Origin of the sequence: uncultured Marivirga sp. (genome assembly GCF_963974845.1) — a bacterium.
Lineage (GTDB): Bacteria > Bacteroidota > Bacteroidia > Cytophagales > Cyclobacteriaceae > Marivirga > Marivirga harenae.
In genome coordinates, this window is sequence record NZ_CAXBEQ010000006.1 from 73,672 (window position 1) to 98,648 (window position 24,977).

The 24,977-nt window shown below is 35.3% G+C and carries 22 protein-coding genes; 19 read left to right on the forward strand and 3 right to left on the reverse strand.

The window, feature by feature from the left end; genetic code table 11:
- Positions 1 to 172 precede the first annotated feature (172 nt).
- The 8 genes from AAC601_RS14015 to AAC601_RS14050 all read left to right on the forward strand — a co-directional run bounded on the left by AAC601_RS14015 (position 173) and on the right by AAC601_RS14050 (position 8,513).
- On the forward strand, positions 173 to 1,471 hold the full coding sequence (locus AAC601_RS14015) for a carboxypeptidase-like regulatory domain-containing protein (RefSeq protein ID WP_340153622.1): 1,299 nt from the start codon (positions 173 to 175) through the stop codon (positions 1,469 to 1,471).
- Positions 1,472 to 1,829: 358 nt separating this feature from the next.
- Positions 1,830 to 2,744, forward strand: coding sequence for a patatin-like phospholipase family protein (locus AAC601_RS14020; RefSeq protein WP_303271463.1), 915 nt, complete (start codon positions 1,830 to 1,832; stop codon positions 2,742 to 2,744).
- Positions 2,722 to 3,336 carry a class I SAM-dependent methyltransferase gene (locus AAC601_RS14025; protein ID WP_303271464.1) on the forward strand — a complete coding sequence of 205 codons (615 nt, stop codon included), beginning with the start codon at positions 2,722 to 2,724 and terminating at the stop codon, positions 3,334 to 3,336. The genes AAC601_RS14020 and AAC601_RS14025 overlap by 23 nt, the downstream gene beginning before the upstream one ends.
- Before the next feature lie 182 nt (positions 3,337 to 3,518).
- Positions 3,519 to 5,207 (forward strand): PAS domain-containing sensor histidine kinase, encoded by a 1,689-nt coding sequence (locus tag AAC601_RS14030; RefSeq protein ID WP_340153623.1) that lies wholly within the window; start codon positions 3,519 to 3,521, stop codon positions 5,205 to 5,207.
- A 52-nt stretch (positions 5,208 to 5,259) separates the two neighbouring features.
- Positions 5,260 to 6,738 carry a glycine--tRNA ligase gene (locus AAC601_RS14035; RefSeq protein ID WP_340153624.1) on the forward strand — a complete coding sequence of 493 codons (1,479 nt, stop codon included), beginning with the start codon at positions 5,260 to 5,262 and terminating at the stop codon, positions 6,736 to 6,738.
- A gap of 119 nt (positions 6,739 to 6,857) precedes the next feature.
- Complete coding sequence (locus AAC601_RS14040) at positions 6,858 to 7,169, forward strand: thioredoxin family protein (protein WP_340153625.1); 312 nt, start codon at positions 6,858 to 6,860, stop codon at positions 7,167 to 7,169.
- Entirely contained in the window at positions 7,150 to 7,407 is a 258-nt protein-coding gene (locus AAC601_RS14045) for a hypothetical protein (protein ID WP_303271468.1), read from the forward strand. The genes AAC601_RS14040 and AAC601_RS14045 overlap by 20 nt, the downstream gene beginning before the upstream one ends.
- A gap of 242 nt (positions 7,408 to 7,649) precedes the next feature.
- Positions 7,650 to 8,513, forward strand: a complete 864-nt coding sequence (locus tag AAC601_RS14050; RefSeq protein ID WP_303271469.1) for a transporter substrate-binding domain-containing protein — start codon at positions 7,650 to 7,652, stop codon at positions 8,511 to 8,513.
- Between the two features lie 97 nt (positions 8,514 to 8,610).
- On the opposite strand, the gene AAC601_RS14055 is transcribed toward AAC601_RS14050, so the two are convergent.
- Positions 8,611 to 8,919 carry a hypothetical protein gene (locus AAC601_RS14055; protein ID WP_303271470.1) on the reverse strand — a complete coding sequence of 103 codons (309 nt, stop codon included), beginning with the start codon at positions 8,917 to 8,919 and terminating at the stop codon, positions 8,611 to 8,613.
- 609 nt (positions 8,920 to 9,528) lie between these two features.
- On the opposite strand from AAC601_RS14055, the gene AAC601_RS14060 reads away from it, so the two are divergent.
- The 3 genes from AAC601_RS14060 to AAC601_RS14070 all read left to right on the forward strand — a co-directional run bounded on the left by AAC601_RS14060 (position 9,529) and on the right by AAC601_RS14070 (position 12,708).
- Positions 9,529 to 10,851 carry an NAD(P)/FAD-dependent oxidoreductase gene (locus tag AAC601_RS14060; RefSeq protein WP_340153626.1) on the forward strand — a complete coding sequence of 441 codons (1,323 nt, stop codon included), beginning with the start codon at positions 9,529 to 9,531 and terminating at the stop codon, positions 10,849 to 10,851.
- Between the two features lie 85 nt (positions 10,852 to 10,936).
- Positions 10,937 to 11,971 carry a histidine kinase gene (locus AAC601_RS14065; RefSeq protein ID WP_340153627.1) on the forward strand — a complete coding sequence of 345 codons (1,035 nt, stop codon included), beginning with the start codon at positions 10,937 to 10,939 and terminating at the stop codon, positions 11,969 to 11,971.
- 17 nt (positions 11,972 to 11,988) lie between these two features.
- Entirely contained in the window at positions 11,989 to 12,708 is a 720-nt protein-coding gene (locus AAC601_RS14070) for a LytTR family transcriptional regulator DNA-binding domain-containing protein (RefSeq protein WP_303271473.1), read from the forward strand.
- Here AAC601_RS14070 and hemW read toward each other — a convergent pair.
- Positions 12,705 to 13,835 carry a radical SAM family heme chaperone HemW gene (gene hemW, locus AAC601_RS14075; RefSeq protein ID WP_340153628.1) on the reverse strand — a complete coding sequence of 377 codons (1,131 nt, stop codon included), beginning with the start codon at positions 13,833 to 13,835 and terminating at the stop codon, positions 12,705 to 12,707. The genes AAC601_RS14070 and hemW overlap by 4 nt on opposite strands.
- Between hemW and AAC601_RS14080 the strand changes: the two genes are divergently transcribed.
- The 8 genes from AAC601_RS14080 (at position 13,819) to gldN (ending at position 23,128) form a co-directional block, all read left to right on the forward strand.
- Positions 13,819 to 15,477: a hypothetical protein gene (locus AAC601_RS14080; protein WP_340153629.1), complete on the forward strand. Its 1,659-nt coding sequence runs from the start codon at positions 13,819 to 13,821 to the stop codon at positions 15,475 to 15,477. The two genes, hemW and AAC601_RS14080, sit on opposite strands and share 17 nt — an antisense overlap.
- A gap of 76 nt (positions 15,478 to 15,553) precedes the next feature.
- The gene (locus tag AAC601_RS14085) at positions 15,554 to 16,645 is read left to right on the forward strand and encodes a DUF4271 domain-containing protein (RefSeq protein ID WP_303271476.1); all 1,092 of its coding nucleotides are present in this window, start codon (positions 15,554 to 15,556) and stop codon (positions 16,643 to 16,645) included.
- Positions 16,646 to 16,673: 28 nt separating this feature from the next.
- Positions 16,674 to 17,453, forward strand: coding sequence for a uroporphyrinogen-III synthase (locus AAC601_RS14090; RefSeq protein WP_303271477.1), 780 nt, complete (start codon positions 16,674 to 16,676; stop codon positions 17,451 to 17,453).
- A 113-nt stretch (positions 17,454 to 17,566) separates the two neighbouring features.
- The gene (locus AAC601_RS14095) at positions 17,567 to 18,523 is read left to right on the forward strand and encodes a type IX secretion system membrane protein PorP/SprF (protein WP_303271478.1); all 957 of its coding nucleotides are present in this window, start codon (positions 17,567 to 17,569) and stop codon (positions 18,521 to 18,523) included.
- 170 nt (positions 18,524 to 18,693) lie between these two features.
- The gene (locus AAC601_RS14100) at positions 18,694 to 19,731 is read left to right on the forward strand and encodes an SUMF1/EgtB/PvdO family nonheme iron enzyme (RefSeq protein WP_303271479.1); all 1,038 of its coding nucleotides are present in this window, start codon (positions 18,694 to 18,696) and stop codon (positions 19,729 to 19,731) included.
- A 57-nt stretch (positions 19,732 to 19,788) separates the two neighbouring features.
- Positions 19,789 to 20,601 carry a gliding motility protein GldL gene (gldL, locus tag AAC601_RS14105; RefSeq protein ID WP_303271480.1) on the forward strand — a complete coding sequence of 271 codons (813 nt, stop codon included), beginning with the start codon at positions 19,789 to 19,791 and terminating at the stop codon, positions 20,599 to 20,601.
- A gap of 31 nt (positions 20,602 to 20,632) precedes the next feature.
- On the forward strand, positions 20,633 to 22,219 hold the full coding sequence (gldM, locus tag AAC601_RS14110; protein WP_303271481.1) for a gliding motility protein GldM: 1,587 nt from the start codon (positions 20,633 to 20,635) through the stop codon (positions 22,217 to 22,219).
- A 24-nt stretch (positions 22,220 to 22,243) separates the two neighbouring features.
- Entirely contained in the window at positions 22,244 to 23,128 is an 885-nt protein-coding gene (gene gldN, locus AAC601_RS14115; protein WP_340153630.1) for a gliding motility protein GldN, read from the forward strand.
- A gap of 48 nt (positions 23,129 to 23,176) precedes the next feature.
- Here gldN and uvrC read toward each other — a convergent pair whose 3' ends face one another.
- Complete coding sequence (gene uvrC, locus AAC601_RS14120; protein ID WP_340153631.1) at positions 23,177 to 24,970, reverse strand: excinuclease ABC subunit UvrC; 1,794 nt, start codon at positions 24,968 to 24,970, stop codon at positions 23,177 to 23,179.
- Positions 24,971 to 24,977 lie beyond the last annotated feature (7 nt).

Sequence of the window (24,977 nt, forward strand, 5' to 3'; positions counted from 1 at the left end):
ATTATATCTGTAATAGTGATGCAGGGAACTATATTTTTACTAGAGTACAGGAAAAGAAAACTCAAAGAGTGATTCATTGAGGAACATATTCAGGTATAGCATTTTATTGATTTAGTTTAATTAATATTTTTCAGTAAATTGATTTCAACCTTTAAAATTACCAACTCCCTATATGAAAGTTTTATTCATCGCATCCCTATTTTTATTTTTCAATTTAACACTATTAAAATCTCAAAATCCTCAGCCTGAATACAAAGAAATCAGTGGGACTTTATTTTCCAAAGCAGATTCATCCACTATTCCCTTTGCGAACATCCATTTAAAAGGTACCATGATGGGCGCTCATTCCAATGAAGAAGGACAATTTAGCTTTCGTTTCCCACTAAAAGAAAAGCATGATACAGTAGTGATTTCAAGCATAGGATATGAGGATTTGGCGTTGCTGGTAAGCAATTTAAAAAAGCAAGATTCGGCTTACTATTTAAGTCCAGAACAGGGAATGCTTAATGAAGTAATAGTGAGACCAACGAAAGACACACTCAGGGCTTTAGTGGGTGAGGCGATAAGAAAAATCCCATTTAATTATTCACGAAGGTCATTTCTATTAAAAGGTTTTTATCGCGAAATGGTAGTGAGGAACAATAGCTATGTTCGTTTACTAGAGGCAGCAGTTTCCGTGCAGGATAATGGTTTTGATTTACCCTACAATCGCTTAAAAATCCGACTGGACGAATTGAAAAAAAGCGAGGATTATATCGACTACAGTTTCTTTGAAACAGTTTATAAATACTTCATGGGTGGCGATGAAAACAACTTGTACAAATCTTTTGATTTTGACTATATCAGAGGCTACAATACAACAGAAAACTACCAATATTTAAAAGGATATTATGATCGTTTTGATTTTGAGTTGGATTCAGTAATTCAATCCGATAATGGAGCTGTTTATGTATTAGATTACTACTCTCCCACCTTCCATCTTGGTGGTCTCCAAACTTTTGGAAAAATATATATCAATTCAACCGATTATGGCATTGTTAAACTAGAATTTAATCACCAATTCTTTCCTGTAGAAGACTCCAATGAAGCCAGATTTAATAAGGATCAAGAGAAATTGTTTTTGAAAAATGTTTATAAACAATCCAGTGTGGTTTACCGAAAAATTGGTAAAAAGTATTATTTGAGTTATATAAAATGGAAGGCCCCGGTAAGAGATGCTTGGCAAACCGAAACAGAGGATGGGGAAACAGAAGTGCAGTTTTATGATGCCGCTTTTTACGTAACGGATGTAAAAACCAGAAGAAGAGACTTTAAAAGAATTAAGTATAAAGAGTCAATGGCGGTGGATGAGGATTTATTTGATGTTGAAACACCTTATAATGAAGAATTTTGGAATAATTTTAACTCAGTGATAATTGATCCGAAGCTCAAAAAAGCTAAAGAGGATATTGAACAACTGGAAAGCAATTGAAATTTATTAACTTTAGACCATGAAAAACAAGAGTGCTTATTTAAGATTACTGATTATAATTGGAGTTTTCACATTGTTTCTGCTAAAGGTATATAATCTCTGGTATTATCTGCCTTTTTTAGTTTCATCATTCTATTTAGCGTATCGCGATTCAAAAAAATCGAAGGACAGAGGGAGTTTCGTCCTCACGACAGTTGCGGTCACCTTATTTTTGGGTGTAATTGTTATATTCCGCTTCTTTATGTAATACTTTGTGAGAAATAGCCAGTTCTTAGATCATAAAGCAATCATGACCAATATCTTTAATTTCCGTCCCATTTTTTCCTAACTTGCCTTACAGCCAAATTTTTTAATTGACATGAAGCAAAAAGTAGCGTTAGTTTTAGGAAGTGGTGGCGCCAGAGGAGTTGCCCACATTGGCGTAATTGAAGCATTGGAGGAAAATGGATTTGAGATTTCTTCTATCTCAGGATCAAGTATGGGCGCTGTAATTGGCGGACTGTACGCGGCTGGAAAAATGCAAGAATATAAAGACTGGGTGACTCATTTCGACAAAATTGATGTTTTCAAACTATTAGATTTTACTTTAAGCTTTCAAGGTATTGTGCGGGGAGAAAAAGTATTTAAAGAGATGCGAAAACTCCTGGGCGAATTTAAAATAGAAGATTTTCCAATCCCATTTACAGCTGTGGCGTCCAATATTAGAACCCAGAGAGAGATACTCTTTTCAGAAGGGAATTTAATGGATGCTTTGCGTGCTTCTTGTGCCATTCCCACCGTATTAACACCAGTGTACCAAGATAATGAAGAAATAGTGGATGGAGGCGTGCTCAATCCCATACCTCTAAATCGGGTAAAACGTACCCAAGGAGATATTTTGATTGCTGTAGATGTAAATGCGGCTATTCCTTTTGAGAAGAAAGTGGCGGTAACTGCTGAAGAAGTGAAGCAGGATGAAAAAAATAAACAGTTTTTGGAAGAATTTGCAACCCGGATAAAGAAGTATTGGCCGATGAATAATGGGAAAGAGGTTAGTTCGACTCCCAAGAAGCTAGGCTATTTTGATTTGCTAAATAGATCTATAGACTTAATGCAGGAAAAAATGACCAATTTGCAAATGGAAATCATCAAGCCGGATATGTTGGTTCAGATTTCGAGAAACTCATGCGGTACTTTTGAATTTTACAGAAGTAATGAGCTGGTAGAGATAGGTAAAACTGCATTTGAAAAGTCTTACAGGCAATATAATAATGGATTGGAAACAACTGAATAGAGAACTAGGGAACATTGACCTCTACTGGCTCGATTTTATTCTGAAGGGATATTTACCAGAGGATGCCAAGGTATTAGATGCAGGTTGTGGCGAGGGTCGAAACCTTACTTACTGCCTTCAAAATGGCATGGACGTTTTTGGAATCGATGAAAACCCAGAAGCCATTCAGTTTTTAAAACTAGTGGCAAAGCAGTATAAAATTCAAGATATAGAAGCCAGGTTTCACGTGATGAAACTAGATAAAATTCTTTTTCCGGATGAAACCTTTGATGTGATCATTTGCAGCGCAGTACTGCATTTTGCTAAAAACTATGAGCATTTTCACAAGATGATTTTGGAATTAGTGCGATTGTTGAAACCCGATGGAAAAATTTTCATTCGGAGCATGACCGATCGCTATCTAGCTGAAGGAACTGTTGAGATCAATCAAAATGTTTATCAGTTTCCAAATGAACAAATTCGATTTGCTGTTAATGCCGAAGCACTTATAGGGTTTTTAACGGATTTGGGTTTAGAACTCATAGAGCCCTATAAGGAAGTAGTGGTGCAAAATCGGCATACAATGGGGACGTTCATTCTACAAAAGCAATAATAAAATTGTTTGAAATTTATTACATCTAAATTAGCTCCACAATTCGCCTTTTTTATTGTTTAAAATCTTGTAATAAAAATTTATTACCCAAATTTTGGTAAAATAATACATCAAACGTAATCTGTTACGTCTTACGTAATTAAAAATATTTCGAAAAATAAGTATATTTACTGATTATCAGTATGAAAAAACGCTCATTTCGAAATATTATACTGGGTGAAACGCCCCACATAAAATCTGAAGGAGACTACCGTAAAGCGCTACTTGTCGGTGTTTGTTGTTTAATTCTTTCATTTATTAGCACGGTCAATGGGCTGCTTAATATTTTTTTATGGGATATTTCACTAACACCATCATTCATGGTAGGTATTTTTGGCGGTATTTTCGGGTTTCTGTTAAACCGCTTTGGAAAGTATGAACTAGCAAAACATAGTTTGCTTCTGATTGCCATTTTCTTTGTGTTTATTTTTATGAGCAATGAAGGAAAGTATTATGGTTCACAACTTTACCTATTTCCGATCTTGGTCGCATCCATCACGTTATTTGGCTACAAAAAAGTCAAAATTTGGCTTTTTTATGGACTTATTGCCTTTGCATGTTTTGCAATCAGTGAATTTACGGCATATAAAATTGTCACAGTCGATACCATAAATGAAGCAAAAGAGGACAAAATATATTTCCTGAACTATTTTTTCACCTTTCTTGGGCTTATAGTTGTGATTTATTTTCAGGTGAAATTACAGCATAAATCCGAGCAAAAGATACTGGAGCAAGACCGTAAACTTAAGGAGAGCGAGGAAAGATTTCGCTTGGCCGTTGAGGGTACTAACGCTGGAATATGGGATTGGGAAAATATCAATAGGGATCAACAATGGTGGTCACCTAAGTTGTACGAATTACTGGGCTACAATCCCAAAGAATTTTCACCTGACCAATCTAGTTTTAAAAACTTGTTGGCTGAAAAATCAGACTACCCCCGATTGGTAAACGATTTTAAAAGACACCTTCAAACAAAAGAACCGTTTTCTGTTGAATACAAACTTAAGTGTAAAGATGGAAGCTATCGTTGGTTCCATGGTTCGGGTCAAGCCAAGTGGTCTATTGATCAAAAACCGCTGCGAATGGTGGGCTCCCTCGTTGATATTACAGATAAAAAATTAAAAGAGGAAGAAATTAAAGAAAAGAATCAGCTCTTGGAACAAACCAATGCTGAGCTGGATAGATTCGTTTATAGTGTTTCTCACGATTTGAGAGCACCCCTAAACTCCATTCAAGGTCTTATTAATATAGGTGATACGACTGAAGATAGCCAAGAGTTAAAGCAGTTACTTGGCATGATGAAGAATAGAGTGAAAAAGCTTTATACGTTCATAGATGAAATTATCAGCTTTGCTCGTAACACACGAACAGATATTATCAAGGAAGGTGTAAATCTTTATGATCTGGTAAAGGAAACTTTTGAAAATACTCAATATCGAGAGCTATCTGCAGATATTGATTTCAGAATGAGTATAAGTGAGAATACCGTTGTAAAAACTGATAAAGGACGACTACGAGTAGTGCTAAACAATTTGGTGGATAATGCAATTAAATATCATCGTCATGCAAGTCCAGGAAAATATGTGGCCGTCCAAACCGAGGATTTAGGTAACGAAATTTTAATTAAAGTAGTCGATAACGGACAAGGTATTCCTGCAGAGGCACAACCAAAAATATTTGACATGTTTTTTCGAGCATCAGAAAACTCTAAAGGTTCTGGCTTAGGCTTATATATTGTGAAGGACATGGTAGAAAGATTAGGTGGAAACATAAACTTACAATCAGAAAAGGGAGAAGGAACTACTTTTACAATAAAATTACCTAAAACTTAAAATTTCAAAGAATCCTTTCTTATCCACAATTGATTTAATTTATCTTTGCGGCATGGCAAAGAAAGAACAAACTCCCGAAAATACACTTTTTAGAGATATCATAGCTCACGCTAAAGAATATGGTTTTGTTTATCCTTCAAGCGAAATTTATGAAGGTTTGCAAGCAGTATATGACTATGGGCCCTATGGAGCAGAATTGAAGAAAAACATCAAGGAATTATGGTGGAATACCATGACTCGATTTAATGATAATATTGTTGGTTTGGATTCAGCGATTTTTATGCATTCCGATACTTGGAAAGCCTCTGGCCATATCGAAAGTTTCAATGATCCAATGATTGATAATAAAGATTCCAAAAAAAGATACAGAGCGGATGTCTTGTTGGAAGATAAAGCAGCAGAATATGAGAACTCGGGTCAGCAAGAAAAGGCCGATGAATTATTGAAGAAAACAGGCCAGCTCCTTGAAGCAGAAGATTTGGAAGCTGTTCGTGAGCTAATCATTTCTGAAGATGTAAAATGCCCTATTTCAGGTACCTCAAATTGGACGGAAGTTCGACAGTTCAACCTGATGTTCTCCACTCAAATAGGAAGCGTTTCAGATGGTTCGGGTAAAATTTATTTACGACCTGAAACAGCCCAAGGGATATTTGTTAATTTCTTAAATGTTCAAAAGACGGCCAGAATGAAGGTGCCTTTCGGAATTGCACAAATTGGAAAGGCCTTCAGAAATGAGATTGTTGCACGCCAATTTATTTTCAGAATGCGTGAATTCGAGCAAATGGAGATGCAATTTTTTGTTCGCCCCGGAGAGGAAATGGGTTGGTATGAAAAATGGAGGGATATGCGGGTAAAATGGCACAAAGCTATCGGTATTGCAGATGAAGATTTAAGGTTGCATGAACATGAAAAGCTTGCGCATTATGCCAATGCAGCTGTTGATATAGAATATAAATTTCCTTTTGGGTTTAAAGAAGTGGAGGGAATTCACAGTCGGACAGATTTCGATTTGAAAAGCCATCAAGAAGTTTCTAAAAAGAAGCTGCAGTATTTTGATCCTGAACTAGGAAAAAATTATATTCCCTATGTAGTAGAAACTTCAGTTGGTGCCGATAGGTTGTTTTTAATGTTGTTTTGTAGTGCTTTTAAAAATGAAGAGATTGGTGAAGGAGATAATATCAAAAAAAGGACTTATCTTAAATTGCATCCGGCTCTTGCGCCTGTGAAAGCAGCAATATTACCATTAACGAAAAAAGATGGATTAGCTGAAAAAGGTCAGGAAATCTATAAGTCCTTGAAAGGAGCATTTAATGTTGTCTATGAAGAAGCGGCTTCTATTGGTAAGCGTTATACTCGTCAAGATTTGATAGGAACGCCATTCTGTATTGCAGTTGACCATCAAACTTTAGAGGATGAAACCGTGACCATAAGACATAGGGATAGCACTGAGCAAGAAAGAATGCCGATTGCTGAATTAGAATCATACATTGCAAAAGCGAGTTCCTTTAATAGGATTTATGAGCTTTTGTAGAGGTGTTATTCGTAATAGATTTTATCTATTTTCATATGTAAACAATCAATTTAGTTAATTGTAACCTATTCGTAATTTTGTGGTTCATTTAGGTATAAGTAATTAAACGAATTTAAATAATGATAGAATTAGCAGAAGATAAATTACAAGAGATAGTAGATGAAAATGAAATGGTAATGGTGCAGTATGGTGCGACATGGTGCGGAAATTGCAAAATTACTAAGCCCAAATTCAAAAGATTAGCTGGGGAGAATGAAAGCGTAAAATTTGTTTATGTTGATGCCGAAAAATTACCAAATTCAAGATCATTGGCAGAAGTTAAAAATCTACCAACTTTTGCCGGTTTTAAAAACGGTAAATTAGTAAATTCAATATCAGGAAATAAGCCAAGCATTATAACAGATTTATTAGATGAGGTTACCAATAATTAAGCACGTAGTAGAATTCATCGAAAAAAACGATGAGGATTATGTTGTGGAAAGTATGGATCTGCTCGAGGATTTAATTGAAGCGAAAGGAATTAAAGATGAGGAGCTAGAAGTAATAGGTGAGTTGCTTTCAAATTTTTCAGGTGCTCTCGAAGTTCATAAAGATATTAGATCAGGAACCGATAAGAAAGAAGCATTAAATGGATTTATGAAACGAGTAATGGGATCCATCGATGGATGATTGAATAGCTTCTTTAGTGAGCTTATTAAAAGCACAGGCTCTTTTGAGGCTGTGCTTTTTTGTTTTTAGATACTAGTTTATCATAAAGGAATAGTTATAATTGAATGCCTGCATAACTATTATTTTGATATCCTTTCTCTAATAAGTAGTATTTTGTCGATAAAAGTATTTGTTTTACAGAATATTACTTCCTAATTATAAAAGGTTTAATTACTTTACAAATTGGACACTAAAATGAAACTATGAAGAAGCTTCTATTTAACTCGTTTTTTATGGTCCCCATGTTCTTTATTGGATTTGTATCCAGTGCACAGTATACAGGGGATTCCTTTGCTAAAGCAAAACAGACGAAAACAGCTAATCTAACTTATGTATATTCTGAATCACCTGGTTTTGCCGCTGAAATTAGCGGAAACGTTCAAGGTGTTTGTGTGGATGTAATGAGCGATTTTGAATTTTACTTACTAGATAATTATGGTATTACGGTAAACTCCAAAATGGAAAAAGCTCATGCAAATAATTTTACAGCTTATTTAAACGCAGTAAAAAAATCATCAAATGGTGTTTTTGGCTTAAGCAATACTACTATAACTCAAAAAAGAAAAGCAGAATATAACTTCAGTCCGCCATATATCACTAATATCGGCATGATGTTAAGTAATAGTGCACTTCCCACGCTCAATGACATGAGTAAAATTGCTGATGTTTTTGCTGGTAAAAAGGCGGTTACAGTTAAAGGCTCTACTAATGAAGATCAAATTTTAAAGATAAAGAGTAAATATTATCCTAGTCTTACAATAGAGTATGTTAATTCATTTGATGAAGTATTGGCAAAGATTGTGAATAGCACAGATTATTTCACCAATATTGATTTTACGTACTATTTAGATGCGACAAAATCCAAAAAACCTATTAAAAGACATCCGGCTGGAGATCAAACGGCCGAAGAGTTTGGAATTGTAATGCCTAAGAATAGCGATTGGGATAAGCCATTTGAAGAATTCTTGACGGAATCCTATAGGACTAGTCCAAGTTATAGGAAAATTATTGCTGAACATTTAGGTAGGAATGCACTGCAGTTGCTAGATGCAGTTGTGCAAGAGTAGATGGTAAAAGTAAAAAGCCTCCCACTTTTCAGTGTAGAGGCTTTTACTTACCAAAACATCAACCATTCACTATGAATTAAACTATGCCTTATAAATCCTAAATGTTAGGATTTAGTTCCTTTTCTTTAATAAATATTTTCTGAGATTTATAATCCATCAATAAATCTACATTTCGCATAGCTACAGGATCAATGTTATCTTTTTGAAAGCTGTGCAATAACTCACCTTCTGTACTATAAATTAAAACGTCAGGCTCTTCTTCAATCACGTCATTGATGAAGAATGACTCTGCCATTTCTGCTTTTACTTCTTTGATTAATTTTGGATCGATTGAAACCGATTCTTTACTTGCATATGCATTGCTGAATACAAGTGCTATCACTAAAGTTACTATTACTCTTTTCATTTTATTTTGTTTTAGGTTCTTTTGCTTTCAGGACGCAGAATATTATCGATAAGTTGCACCGAGATCACAAAAAATAATTCGGTTAATGTAATTTATATGTAAGATTTATTACTTTAATCAAGTTTTAGTTACTAAAAATAATATTTTGTTGATACAATTAAAAACCTAATAATATTTGGATCTATGAGGGCTCTTGTAATCTAAAAATATATTTTTTGCAACGCTACATATCGTTTATTTGCGAAGATTGGATGTAAATCCTTTCAGGGGGCAATATTAATAAGTATTTGAATATCAGCGTAAAGCACACTGTGTCTCTGTTCTTAAATGGTAGATGGTTGAATTGAAATAGGATTTAAACAAGACGTCTAAAAGTTGCACCTTCTTTATGATGCTTAGTCTCCTGTTTTGGAGTACCTAGTGAACTTGTCTTTGTACACTTTCAAGAAGAGATTTCTGGTATTATTTTGCCATTTTAAGCGTTAGAAAATTTTTCAGCTTATGTAAGAATAAATGCATCTTAAAACTAATTCAGATGACATAGAAGATATTAAACCTAATATTTTTAAATGAGTTATAAGAGGGTCTAGTTTTTAACTTTAAAGATTTATGGATAAGCCCAATTCATTTAAAATTCCTAATACTAATCAAAAGCGAATTATAATTGTAGGTGGAGGTTTTGCTGGCATCACGATGGCCAAGAAGTTTGCTGGCAAAGATGTGCAAATTGTTCTTTTGGACAGGCATAATTATCACACCTTCCAGCCCTTATTATACCAGGTGGCAACAGCTGGTCTCGAGCCCGATTCGATAGCAGGGCCCTTACGTAAGTTACTTGAAAATCACAGGAATATATATTTTCGAATGGCTACTGTATCTAGAATTGATCAGCAGGAGAATAAGATCATTAGTAATGTTGGCGAATTGGAATACGATTATCTAATAATTGCTGCGGGCTCAAAAACGAATTTCTTTGGTCAGAACGAGAAATTCGAAAAAGCCTTCCCGCTCAAGCAAATCCCACAGGCTTTAGATTTTAGAAGTCACATACTGCAAAATTTTGAAGAGGCAGTTTTAAGTTCCGATGAGGCTAAAATTGAGCGGTTAATGAATATTGTTATTGTGGGTGGGGGTCCCACAGGCGTAGAACTTGCTGGGGCTTTGGGTGAGTTAAAGAAGCACGTTTTACCTAACGATTATCCAGATTTGGATTTTAATAGATTAAACATTTACCTGGTAGAAGGCATGGGAAGGCTTTTAGGTGGAATGTCTGATTTCGCAGATAGGAAAGCCCAAAAATATCTTAAAAAATTTGAGGTGAATGTAAAGCTCAACACCATGGTTAATAGCTACGATGGTGAAAAAGTAGAGTTCAGTAATGGTGAAACACTTCCTGCGGCTACGCTGCTCTGGGGGGCTGGTGTAATGGGAAATGTTATAGAAGGACTTTCAGAAGAAAGCGTTTCAAATAGTAGGTACCAGGTCGACAGATACAATCTGGTAAAAGGAACACAAAATATTTATGCAGTGGGAGATATTGCTTTAATGCAAACAGAGGATTTTCCAAAGGGACACCCCATGTTGGCGCCAGTTGCCATGCAACAAGGAGATAGATTAGCTAAAAACATTTTGGCAGCAATGAAGGGGAATGAACAGAAACCTTTTAAATATTTAGATAAGGGAAGTATGGCTACTGTGGGTAGAAATAAAGCTGTGGTCGATCTTCCTAAAAACTTGCATTTTGGAGGCTTTTTCGCGTGGTTTATCTGGATGTTTGTACACCTTATCTCTATAGTTGGGTTCAGGAATAAAATCGTTATCTTAAGTAATTGGATTTGGAATTATTTTACCTACGATCGAGGTACTCGCTTAATTATTAGGCCATTTGTCCCAAAGGTTAAGAGTCAGAAAGATAAAAAGAAGGTAGCATGATTTGACAGACGGTTTCTTTAATCTATAAAAAGGGGCTTATTTTGTACCAAATTATTGGTTACATATTTTTTAACCTAAGCACGGAATGAACAAAAAGGCACTGTATTGGACGCTTCAGATAGTTGGCTGGACTGCTTATGGCTTATTGAATATTTATTTGGCATATTTGGGTGAAAGGCTTTCCTCGCAACAAGCCACGGGCCAACTTATCTTGGTTCCTTTTTATATTACTATTACTCATTTATATAGAAATTTCATTATCAGCAACGGATGGTTAAAAATAATCATTCAAAAACTGGTCGTAAGAGTAATTATTGCTTGTTTGATTTTAAGTATTATCAATTATGCCTTCTTATTTGGCATCTCCTCGATATTAGGCTTGCTGGATCCCGCCTTTGATTTGAACCCTATCGTAATTTTTCTCAGTATATTGGCTAACCTAATTCTGTATTTTTTATGGTCGCTGGTTTATTTTATGTATCACTATGTGGAGAATTATAATCGGTCATTAAAATATGATGCAGCTATGAATGAAATTGAGTTGAACAACCTTAAATCTCAATTAAATCCTCATTTTATCTTCAATGCATTAAACAGTGTTAGGGCATTGGTAGATGAAGATCCAGCCAAAGCAAAGAATTCTATCACTCAACTTTCCAATATTTTGAGAAACTCTCTAATTTTGGATAAAAAAAGATTGATTAATTTTAACGATGAGTTAAACACCGTTATAGATTTCTTGGCGTTGGAGAAGATCAGATATGAGGAGAGATTGACAACTGAATTTATAATTCACCCAGATTCTTATAAATATCAAGTTCCTCCGCTAATGATTCAAACTTTGGTGGAGAATGGTATTAAGCATGGAATTTCTAACTTAACTTACGGTGGGAAACTTTCAATAGAAACGCAGTTGGACAATAAAAAATGCTTGAATATCTTTATCAGAAATTCAGGAAGCTTTAAATTGGATAAAAGAAGAAAGAACAAGGGGTTTGGTTTGGAAAACACAAAGCAGCGGTTGAAATTGATCTTTGATAATGAAGCCTCGTTTAATATCAAAAACGAATCGGAAGGAAATGTATTAACAACTGTGAAGATCCCACAAGTTAATTATTGAATTTTTAATTTATAAACATGAAGGTATTAATAATAGATGATGAAAGGCTCGCTAGAAAAGAATTAAGCACTTTATTAGCAGAATACAAAGATATTGAAATCTTGGGCGAGGCAGCCAATGCGGATGAAGCTGAAGAAATGATTGACAAGCTAAACCCTGACTTGATTTTTTTAGATATTCAGATGCCTGGTAAAACTGGTTTTGAGTTGTTGGAAACCTTGGAAAAAACCCCGAAAGTCATATTTACCACAGCTTATGATGAATATGCTTTGAAAGCTTTTGAGTTCAATGCTTTAGATTACCTTTTAAAGCCAATTGAACCAAAAAGACTAACCGAATCTATAAATAAAATCCGCAAGGAAGTAGAAGCACAAGCCGAAAGACAAAAAAGTAATAACCAGTTGACTGTAAACGATCAGGTTTTCGTAAAGGACGGGGACAATTGCTGGTTTGTAAGATTAAAAGATGTTCGCTTATTCGAATCTGACGGAAACTACATTAAAGTTTATTTTGATAAGAATAAACCAATGATTCATAAGTCATTAAACGCATTGGATGAGAAATTGGACAATAAGCATTTCTTTAGAGTAAGCCGGAAACATATCATCAATTTAGAATGGATAGATGAAATTGAAACTTGGTTTAATGGAGGCTTGATGGTAAAATTAAAAGGAGGAGATAAGGTTGAAGTAAGCCGAAGACAAGCCACTAAGTTTAAAGATTTGATGAGCCTTTAATTGACCAGAAATAAATCCGAAGCCAATTTATCGGCTAAAAGTCTACCTTTTAGGGTAAGTCTTAAAATATCATTTTCTAAAATGCAAAGTCCAGTATTTTTCCAATGCTCAATTTGTGGCTTTGCATTTTTTACTAGATCATAATTCAATTCATTAGCTAGAAATTTCAAATTACACCCTTCAGATGTCCTTAAGGAAGTCATCAAATATTCATTGATTCGATCTTCCTGTGTCAAGATATCTAATTGAGCAGGGATTTCATTGGACTGTAAAGCCTTCAAGTATTTTCCATTACTAGAGACATTGAACTGTCTGTTTTTTCCGTCATATGAATGAGCCGATGGCCCAATCCCCAAATAAGACTTTTGTTCCCAATAGCTGCTATTATGTTTGGAGTGAAACCCTTTTTTCGCAAAGTTTGACACCTCGTAATGTTCATATCCTGAATTTGTCAGGTATTGTGATAAATATAGAAATTGCTCTGATGAATAATCTTCCGAAGCTTCATTGAGCTTTCCTTTTTGCTGCCACCTACCAAATACAGTATTAGGCTCAATCGTTAAACAATAGGAAGAAATATGAGGTGGTTGAAAACCAACCAGACTTTTTAAATCTTTTTCCCAAGTCTCGTGTGTTGAATTGGGTATTCCATAAATCAAATCTAAACTGAAATTATCGAAGTCACTTTTCTTTATCAATTCTAAACACCGGAAAGCTTCTTGACTATTGTGTGCTCTATTCATCCATTTTAATACTTCTTGGTCAAAGGATTGAATACCCACACTTAATCGGTTAATTCCATTTTGATAAAGGATTTCCAGCTTGTCTTGAGTGATATCATCAGGATTGGCCTCAAATGTAATTTCGGCATCAAATGCGATATTATGAAACCTATTTAAATAGTTGAAAATAGATTTTAGATGAGTTTCATCTAGAAGCGAAGGCGTTCCCCCGCCAAAATAAATGGATCGGATTAATTCTCCATTCAGATATTCTTGTTGAAGTTCAATTTCTTTACAAATTGCTTCTACCATATCATTTTTAATTGCCATATTGGTGGAAAAATGGAAATCACAGTAAAAGCACGCCTGCTTACAAAAGGGAATATGTATGTATATACCTGCCAAAATTAACGCAAATTTAAACCGAATTTTACAGAAGTCCCTCCTGTTTTCATTTCTATATTTTTCAACCTTCTCTTATGCATATTCTCAAAATTCCAGCGACAGTCTTTTACAACAAAGGAATAAAATTCAAGATTCCCTCATAAGATCCGGTTTTTGGGAAGCTAAAGTCGTAATTGACCAGAACAACGGCTTGCAAATAGAGAAAGGTAGGCCTTATTTCTGGAAGCCTATTCAAGTCTATAATGGTCAAATACCCATTGCTGTCCAAAATGTAGAGAAACTGAGCGGTAAAATTGCTAATCAATACGTGCTTAATAAGAAATTAAGGAACTACGTCCGGATGAATTATCATCGGAAAGGATTTCCACTTGCTAAAGCGAATTTAAGCATTAGCAGTTTAGAGGAAAATCAAGTTGAAGCGATTGTCAGGATTAACCCACAAAATTTTATTGTCTATGACAGTCTCGAAATTGATGGAGATAGTCGGGCCGTTAATGTTCCATATTTAAGCAATCTACTAAGTTTACGCTATAATGAACCATTCGATATTAAAGCATATAATGCGATCGGAAATCAAATAGATCAAATCCAGTATTTACGATTAGCCTCTTCTCCGACTCTTTCATTTGCTAATAATAAAGCCAAGATCCAAGTAAATTTACAAAAGGTGAAAAGCAATCAATTTGATGCAATTATTGGGCTGATTCCTGAAGGGAATCGGACGAATCTAACAGGACAAGTGGATGCGCGATTAAGGAATTTGTTCAAGAGAGGTGTAGGATTGGATGTATTCTGGCAGAAGTATTCAGCTAATTCTCAAATTTTAAATACCAGTTTTCGTCAATCCCACGCTTTCAAAAGTCCATTGGGCCTAAATTTTGGGTTTGAGCTTTTGCAAGAAGACAGCACATTTCTTCAAACTGATTTACAATTAGGAGTGCAATATTTTATATGGAGTAATTTCAGTATAGGTATGGCCTATCAACGGCTCAGTAATAATATTCTTAGGGGATTTTCCGAGGAGGAAATTTCAAACCTTAATCCTTTGAGAAGTTCTAACACGAATGCTGTTCTCATTAATTTTTATTGGAGAAATGAATTAACGTATCCGCAATTAAGCAACTATTCCTTTGCTACCCTTAATTTTGGTTTTGGTAACAAGAAAATTACGAATTTCTCGGCATTACCTACTGCTTGGCAAAATGTTCCAGAAGTTAGCAATAGCTTTAGTACTGGCACTAAGTTGCATTTTCAGAGAGTGTTAGGAAAGCGAATATTATTAGAAGCTGTCCCACAATATGCGATCATCAAAAACCCGGCATTGTCTCAAAATGACTTACTGCGCTTAGGCGGGTTGCAAAACCTTCGAGGGTTTGACAGAAATTTCTTCTATTCCCCTTATTATGGACTTCTAAATTTGAATTACAGATACTTTTTAGATCAAAGATCTAGTTTTTTCTTACTTACAGACCTCGCAAAATTACCGAAGAATATAGATTGGGTCTATGCCTTTGGTGCTGGGATAGACGTCAAAAGCCAAAATGGTTGGTTCAGGATAATTTATGCTTTAGGAAATCAGTTGGGAAATAAGCCTGAATTTTCTCAAGGAAAGGTGCATTTTGGTTATATTGCAGTCTTTTAATTTATAAGAGGTTCTCAGCTTATAATCATAGCTAGACTCAGATTGAGAAGTAGAAAAATCATATGTTTTAATCAGTATGTCATTAATTAACAGGCTAATTTATTTGTTGTCAGTTTCAATCTTACTTTCCTGTGTGCAAGAAAATAAGATGCAAGAGGATGACTCAGCTGTAAGTGATAGTGAGTTACGCGTGTGGCACCAAGCCGATACCTTAACAAATATAGATGAATGGCCCTCCGACACTCTCAAACAAATAACATTAGATCTTCAAAATTTCTCAGAATCAATTTTAGAGGTTAGTTCTGATGCTCCGACCTATTTATTTTCCGGGGAAAAGTTAATAGAAAAGTCTGAAAATAATTTTCTGAAGTATTCATTTAAGTCGGTACCAACAGAACAAATTAATATAAGCTGGGATGAAAAGCTGCAAAACATGAGTTTTGGTGTTTATTCAATTGAAAACCCTGACACTAAATTGGATTATCAAGGTCTTGAAAATTCATCTCGGGAGAACAAATGGATCTCTGACAATATTTTGTTGATATTATTGATTGGCGCTTCACTGTTTATGGTAATTGTCAAAGCGAATTACGATAAGCGTTACCTTAATATTTTATCCATTAGTAAGATATTTACCTTCCGCTTGAAAGAAGGAGATCAGTCTCGCATCAGAATAATGGACCAGGACAATTTAGTATTTGCAGGATTGTATGTTTTTTTAACAGCGGGCTTAATTTATTTCTTGATAATGGGCAAGGGTATTAGTTTTCTTGAGATAGAATCAAATGGAATACTGGCCTTTATAAAAATTATATCTATAATCTCTATTGGCTTAATTGGAAAGGTGATTTTAGTTGCAGTTGCCTCAAATTTGTTTGGAAATAATAGAATATCGGCCTTTTACATAAAAGAATTGTTAAATATCAATCTATTTTTCGTCAATGTTCTGTTCTTTACTTCAATTCTAATTTATCTATATGTTGGGTCAATCCCTTCAATTTGGTTAACTATAGCCATTTATGGAATAGTAGCTCTTTATCTTGCTAGGTTAATATTAATATATTTTAAAATATTAAAATTAAGCAGCTTCTCTAATCTCTATTTATTTTCTTACTTTTGCACCACAGAAATATTCCCATTTTTAATTGGACTTAAATATTTCATTTGATTAAACTTTTCAAAGTAGACTTATTAGTATGTCAACAAGTGTAAAAGACCGATTTTATCCGGTAAAGAGTATCATGGTTTCACAACCTGAGCCGGCAGACATTTCAAACTCTCCGTATCATAAATTGGCGGACAAGTACAAGATCAAGATTGATTTCAGGCAATTTATCAAAGTTGATCCTATCGATTCGAAGGAATTTAGGAAGCAAAAAATTGATATCCTGAAACATACTGCTATTATATTTACTAGTAGAAATGCAGTTGATCATTTCTTTAGGATATGTAAAGACAGTAAGGTGGAAATGCCACCTGAGATGAAATATTTTTGTATTTCGGAACAAACCGCAAATTACCTTCAAAAATATATAGTGGTACGAAAGCGAAAAGTTTTCGTGGGAGAGAGAACCGCACAGGATATTTTGAACGTAATTAAGAAGCATAAGAACGAAAAATATTTGTTTCCTTGTTCTAATATCAGAAAGGATGACATTCCATCTTTTATGAATAAGAATGGCTATAATTTCACGGAAGCGACTATCTATAAGACTGTTGCGGCTGATTTATCAGACCTGGAACATATTACATATGATATTTTAGCGTTCTTTAGTCCCTCAGGAATTAATTCATTATTTGTGAACTTCCCTGAGTTCAAACAAAATAAAACAAGGATTGCTGTTTTTGGTCCTACTACTGCTCAGGCAGCGAGAGATGCTGGTTTAATTATAGATATTGAAGCACCATTACCAAACGCACCTTCCATGACAGGAGCATTGGAACTTTATATAAAAAAAGCTAATGGGCTTAAGTAGTTGATTTAAAGTGGATTAAATATATTTAATTCTATAATAACTTTAAATTAATTACATAAAAGCTTGAACAAAAGTTATTTTTATTATATTTATCCTTCTAAAGTGTTGAGGATATGAAAAAAACATTACAATTATTGAGCGTAATCTTCTTGACAGTGGGCATTTTTAATGTCCAAGGTCAAGATGTGCAGTTCTCTCATTACATGTTTAATAATCTTTTTAATAACCCGGCTTACTCGGGAGTAGAAGGTTATACAAAATTAACGGCAATGCACAGGACGCAGTGGGCAGGTTACGCTCCTTCAAACGGTCCTGTCGGTGGTATTAATTCCCAATTAATCTCATTAACGTCTCCAATCATGAGATATAATAGTGGGTTTGGGTTTTATGTCTTAAACGATGATATTGCCAATCAGAATTTTATTCAGGTGCAAGCATCTGGAGCCTATCATTTGGGGATCAAAGATTCTAAATTAAGTATTGGTTTCAGAGGAGGCGTTATTACCCAAAATATTAATAAGGACGGGTACATTGTAATAGATCCTGATGACCCAAACATCAATAATATACAACCGACCCAAGTTCGCCCTGATTTTTCAATTGGGGTAAATTTTCAACATAAGGATTTTTATGTGGGGGCTGCTCTCAACCATTTAATAGAGGCAGAATTTGGATTTGGGTCAGATGCCATAAGAAATCCATATCCAAAGGATTTAATAGTAACGGGTGGTTATACCTTTCCGATAAATTACGACATTAGTTTAACGCCAAGTTTTTTAGTAAGAACTACTGAATTTAGTTCTTACACTTTTGATGTTTCTGCAGTTGCTACCTACAAAGAAAAAATTTGGGGTGGACTTTCCTTCAGACAGCAGGAAGCTGCTATTGTGATGTTGGGGTATAGCTTCTTTAAAGAAAACACATTAAAACTAGGTTATGCTTTCGATTATACCCTTGTAGCACAAAGCGCAAAGAGCACCACTTCACATGAAATTATGTTGAGTTATAGGTTGCCTGCTATATCTACATCGGGAAAAAAGGTGGTGCGAACGCCAAGATTTAGACATTAATCGTAAAATACTTGCAGAATAAAACTTTTTTGTGAAAATTGTAGAGATATTTCTATAAAATATTTAAAATACAATAAAACCTTACAATTTGAGGTTTTATTATTAAGGTGTAAAGAATATATTTAATAATTGTCAATATATTAGCGTTTAGTTAGAAACAAATAGGTGTTATGAATAATAAAGGTGTTTTGAAAAAATTAACCCTATCAATTTTGTTTGTTGCTACTCTTTTCCTTGAAGGCTGTGGTCTTTTTGGAGGTGGTGCTGGCGATGGAGGTAATTTGGTAGGTGTTCCCGGTAGAGAAGGGTGGTATATGGCTACTCCTTATGGTATGAGAGCAGTTCCAGCCGGAACTTTTCATATGGGACAAGCTGACGAAGATGTGGCAGCAAGTCAAATTAATTTTAACAGACAGGTTACAATTGGTGGGTTTTATATGGATGAAACTGAAATTACCAATAATGAGTACCGTCAGTTTATTCAAAGAATGATGGAGGACTCAGCCTCTACTCTTGGCAGGGACTACATAATGAAGGAGCTATACCCTGACACAACAGTGTGGATGAAGGATTTCACTAATCATATGGGAGATCCAATGCAGGAGTATTATTATATGCACCCTGCTTTCGATGATTATCCCGTTGTTGGCGTGGATTGGGAAGCTGCTAAAGTTTTTTCTGAATGGAGAACAGACTATTTGAATTCTTATAGAGAATCATTGGGTGAGTTTCCAATGCCTGCTTTTCGTTTGCCTTCAGAAGCTGAATGGGAATACGCAGCTAGAGGAGGTAGAGATATGGCCAAGTACCCTTGGGGTAATCCTTATATAAGAAATGCGAAAGGATGTATGTTAGCCAACTTTAAACCAGGTAGAGGGAATTATTATGATGATGGAAACGCTTATACTGCAGAAGTAATGTCTTATTTCCCGAACGATTTTGGTTTATTTGATATGTCGGGTAACGTTGCTGAATGGTGTGAGGATGCCTTTAATCCTGCATCAGTTCCTTTGGTTTGGGATTTAAATCCAACATTTTTTGATGAAAGCGAACCTAGAAAAGTTATTAGGGGAGGTTCATGGAAAGACATTGCTTTTTATCTTGAAACAGGTACTAGAGCATTCGAACATAAAGATTCAACAAGAGCTTATATAGGATTTAGATGTGCAATGACTTACCTTGGCAGGTCATCAGGTGCAGAATTTTAATTGACTTTTTAAAAAAATAAAACAATATTTAGACATTAACCATAAAAAACTACAAACATGAGTAATAAAAAAGGCGGATTTCAGGAGTTATTATTCAAGACCATAATGCCTAAGGTGTATGGTATTGGTGCGGCAATCGTAATTATCGGTGCCATGTTTAAGATTCTTCACCTTCCAGGTGCATCTTTTATGTTGGGTGTTGGTTTAAGTACTGAGGCCATAATTTTCTTATTGAGTGCATTTGAACCTGCACATGACGAAGTTGATTGGAGTAAAGTATATCCAGAGTTGGCGGAAGAATTTGATGAAGAACCAGCCCCAAGGAAAAAACAAATATCTTCTGTGTCTGGAGGTTCTGCTTCACAACAATTAGACAAGGTTTTGGAGGAAGGGAAAATTGGTCCAGAACTAATAAAGAGCTTAGGAGATGGAATGAAAAGCATGGCAGACTCTGCCAAACAAATGTCTAATTTAAGTAATGCAGCCGTTGCAACTAATGATTATGCTAACAACGTTAAGCAAGCTAGCAAGTCTTTATTAGAAATGAATAAATCTTATGACACTACTGTTAAAGCAATGTCTGAGATGTCGAACGCTTCGATGGATGCTAAATCGTATCATTCACAAGTACAAGCGGTAACCAAAAACTTGACGGCATTGAATCAAGTGTATGAGATGGAATTGCAAGATTCTCAAAACCATGTTAAAGCGATGAATAAGTTCTACAAGAATTTGTCAACTGCTTTAGATAGTATGACTGAGGCGAGTAAAGATACTGCACAGTTCCAAACAGAAGTTAAAAACTTAACAACTAATCTTTCTCAGTTAAATAAGGTATATGGCAATATGCTATCTGCTATGAAAGGTTAATTTGTTTTTAAAGCTTAAAATATAAATCTATATGGCTGGAGGAAAAGAAACCCCAAGACAGAAGATGATCGGCATGATGTACCTGGTACTGACTGCCCTTTTGGCGCTTAACGTTAGTGTTACGGTACTCGACAAATTCATCGACATAAATAACTCCTTAGAAGTATCTGTTGATGCCGCTAAAGAGCAGAATGGTAATACGCTTCGCAGAATTGAAAATGCTGTAGAGGAATCCGGTAGTCGCCCAGATGATGTGAAAATCTTGGATAAGGCTAAAGAGATTCGTCAAAAGACCAGAGAGATGGTTAATGAATTGGCAACTTACAAAGAAACTTTTGTTAAAATCACTGGTGATAGAGACGAAAATGGTGACTTAGTAGGTAAAACTGATTATGACAGAGTTAGTAACTATATGTTACCTGAAAACGAAAATAATGGAATAGCACTTCAAAAGGAGCTAAATGAATATTCGAAGTATATCGATCAGGCAGTTGGTGATTCTGCGGTTTCGTTCGATTTATTAGCGCTTGACGCCAATGAAAATCCTCGTTTTCAAAATGATCCTAATCAAAAAGGTAAAGATTGGGCTACTTTAGAATTTATGGGCTCTCCAACTCCTGCAGCTCTAGCAACTATCAGTGACTACCAAAACAAAGTTATGGCTTATGAGTCAAGAGCTTTAGATTTGTTAGCAAGAAAAGTGGGTGCTGGTGATTTGAAATTTGATTTAATTCGATTGGTTGCTTTACCGGAATCCAAAGTTGTTGCAGCTGGGGCTAAGTATAAAGCTGACCTTATAGTAGCGGCATCTTCTTCCGCGGAAGATCCTGAAATGACTTTTAATGGTAATGAAATTGATGTTGAAAATGGGAACGGTAAAATCGAATTTACTGTAACTCCAGCTGGTTCTTACGGTGAAGAGGGTACAGCAAGAAAAACTTATGAAGCAACTGCAAAATTAAAAGACAGTGTTTATCGTGAGGAGATTGAATACTTTGTTGCGGAACCTGTAATCCAAGTACAATCTGCTGCTCTAAGCCAGTTGTATCTGAATTGCGGAAATGAATTAGACGTATTGGTTCCTGCCTTAGGAACTTCATATAATCCTTCATTTTCAGTTCAAGGCGGAACTTCTATCCAAGGACAAGCAAGAGGTAGGGTAACAATTATACCGAACGCTCCAAAAGTAACTTTAGGGGTAAGTTCTGGAAGTACCAAAATAGGCAATAAGGTTTTTGATGTTCGTAGAATACCTAAACCTGACGTGCAAGTATTTGCTGGTTCTAAACCAGTGAACTTGAAGCAAGGTGAAAAAGCTACTGCTTTACGTGTATTGAGGGTAGAGGCCATTCCTGATGACAACTTTAAAGCACAATTACCAAAGGATGCTCAATACAAAGTAACTAGGTGGACAATCACCTTAGCCAGAGGGCCTAGACCTGTTGGTCAGCCTATAAAAGCTACAAGTGAAACTGTGAATATATCACAGTTGATGTCCAATGCAAGACCAGGAGATAGATTGGTAGTGCAGGTAGATCAAGTATTAAGAAGAAATTTTAGAGGAAATACTGAAGAGGTAGCGCTAGGTGAGCAAGTCTTCCCGATTACTCTAAATTAATAGAATTTAAGAAATTAACAGGTTATGAAAAAGTTTGTGATATTAGCATTGGGAGTTGTGTTGATGGTTGTTGTACAACCGTCAAAAGCTCAAGAATCGGCAAATGATGGGTATAATCCAAATTCGGTTTACCCAATTCATGAGGACGATATGTTTTTTAAGAAGCGTGTTTGGAGACGAATGGATTTGAAGGAAAAGCAAAACAAGCCATTCTTTTCATCTAATAATGAAATTACCAAACATATAGTAAATGCTGCCAAAGCAGGAATACTTCCTATCTACAAAGGGGACTCCATGGTTAATAGAATGACCAAAGAGGAATTCTTGGAAAAATTGGAAGACCCAAGCTTGAAAGATATGAATATGGGTGGTGCTGACGATGGTTGGGGAGATTCTGGTGGTGATGCATGGGGTAGTGATGATGGATGGGGTGATACAGCTGATGCTGCAGAAGAGGAAGAAGAAAATGCTCCAACTACAGAGATTTCTACCCAATTTACAGTTAGGCAGATGTCAACCTTGGAAATAGTAGAGGATATGATATTTGATAAGCAGCGTTCCGTGCTAGTTTGGGATATTCAAGCTGTAAAAATTATTATTCCTGCGGCAAACTTTACTTCAGGCGTTGAAAGAACAGTTGGGGTTTTTAAATATCTTGATTTGGTGGATCTGTTCAGAAGCAATCCAGAACAAATGATTTGGTTTAATCCGCAAAACAGTGCTGAGCATAAAAATTTAGCAGATGCTTTTGCTTTAAGGTTGTTCAATGCCAGAATCGTGAAGGTTGCTAACCCTGATGATAACATGATTATTGACGTGTATTCGGAATCACCTAAGCAAGGTATAATGGCCTCTCAGTGGTTAGAATATGAATTAATGGAAAAAGAGCACGAATTGTGGTCTTATTGATCAAAAGATTTAGAATTGTTCAAGAGGAAGGTGTATACCTTCCTTTTTTTATTTAAAGGCTTTTATTATTAGCTCGGCCTTAGAGTTGCCTACAATTTTACTAAGATTTTCAAATGAAGCTTCTTTTATCTTCTTTACTGATTTGAAATGATTGAGTAACTGGTCGATTGTTTTTTCTCCAATTCCTTCAATGCCTTCTAGTTCAGTAGTGAAACTATTCTTGCTCCTGATTTGTCTGTGGAAGGTGATGGCAAAGCGGTGTGCTTCATCTCTAAGTCGCTGAATTAACTTTAATGACTCGCTTTTCTTGCTGATATGGACTGGATAGGGATCTTCGGGAAAGTATATTTCCTCTAGTCTTTTAGCAATGCCTATTATTGGAATTTTGCCGTATAGTTCCAATTCATTTAATGCTTTTACTGCTGCACTTAGCTGACCTTTTCCTCCGTCTATTACAATTAAATTGGGTAAATCTTGCTGTTCATCTAGTAGTCTTTTGTATCGTCTTCCTACAATTTCTGTCATAGAGGCAAAATCATCTGGGCCAATCACAGTTTTAACATGATAATGTCTGTATTCACTCTTTTTGGGTCGAGCATTCTTGAAGTGAACCATAGACGCTGTTGGATTGGTGCCTTGCATGTTGGAGTTGTCAAAACATTCAATTTTAAGGGGAAGCTCCTTCAGGCGAAGGTCTGTCTGGAGTTGCTTTAGTACCCTAAGTTCTTTTATCTTACTGGACTCATTTTGATTCAGTTTTTCCTTTTTAAAGAACAAAGCGTTTTTCAAACTCATTTGAACAAGTTTCTTTTTGTCCCCAATTTGAGGTTTAATAAAATGAAAACTCTCTGCTAAGTTCTCAATCTCGATATTTGTTAAAATTTCATTTGTAGTACTCTCATAGAGCTTCCGTAAATCGATTAATGCTAATAGTAGTAATTCTTGATCTGACTCGTCTAGCTTCTTTTTTAATTCAATCGTCTTGGTTGCATTAATGCTTCCGTTTTTCACACGCATGTAATTAACAAATGCATATTTATCCTCCGATATAATGCTACACACATCGATATCTGTAAGTCTTGAATTAACAACTAGTGATCTGCTATGAAATTTCTCTAGGAGGTCGAACTTTTCTTTAAATTTATGTGCCTTTTCAAAATCTAGTTCATCCGCTGCACTTTGCATATTCTCTTTGAAGTGTAGCTTAGGGATATTTAGATTTCCCTTAAGTATTTCAGCTGCTTGGTTAATATCTTTTTGATAGTTATCATGATTTTGTAAGCCTTCACATGGCCCCTTACAATTGCCAATATGGTATTCAAGACAAACCTTAAATTTTCCTGTTTTAATATTCTGATCTGTAAGATTTAGTTTACAGGTTCTAATAGTATATAACTTCCTAATTAATTCTAAGACATTGTTCATTGCCCTCACACTAGCATACGGGCCAAAATATGTGCCGTTTCTAGGAATTCTCTTTCGAGTTGAAATAATTCTGGGGAAAGGCTCATTTGTAATACACAAATAAGGGAAGGATTTATCGTCCTTCAGTAGAATGTTGTATTTAGGTTGTAACTCCTTTATTAATGAGTTTTCTAGAAGAAGGGCATCAAATTCGGAGTTGACAATTGCTATTTCAATTTTTTCAATCTCGCGAACTAGTCTTATTGTTTTTCTATTATGATTTGCAGATTTATTGAAATAGCTTGATACCCTATTTTTTAAATTTTTTGCTTTTCCTACATAAATAATTTCCCCAGATGAATTATGAAATTTGTAAACCCCAGGTAGTTTAGGTAATTCATTTAAATCTTGAGGCTTGAGAAATACCGCATCGTACATTTCACAA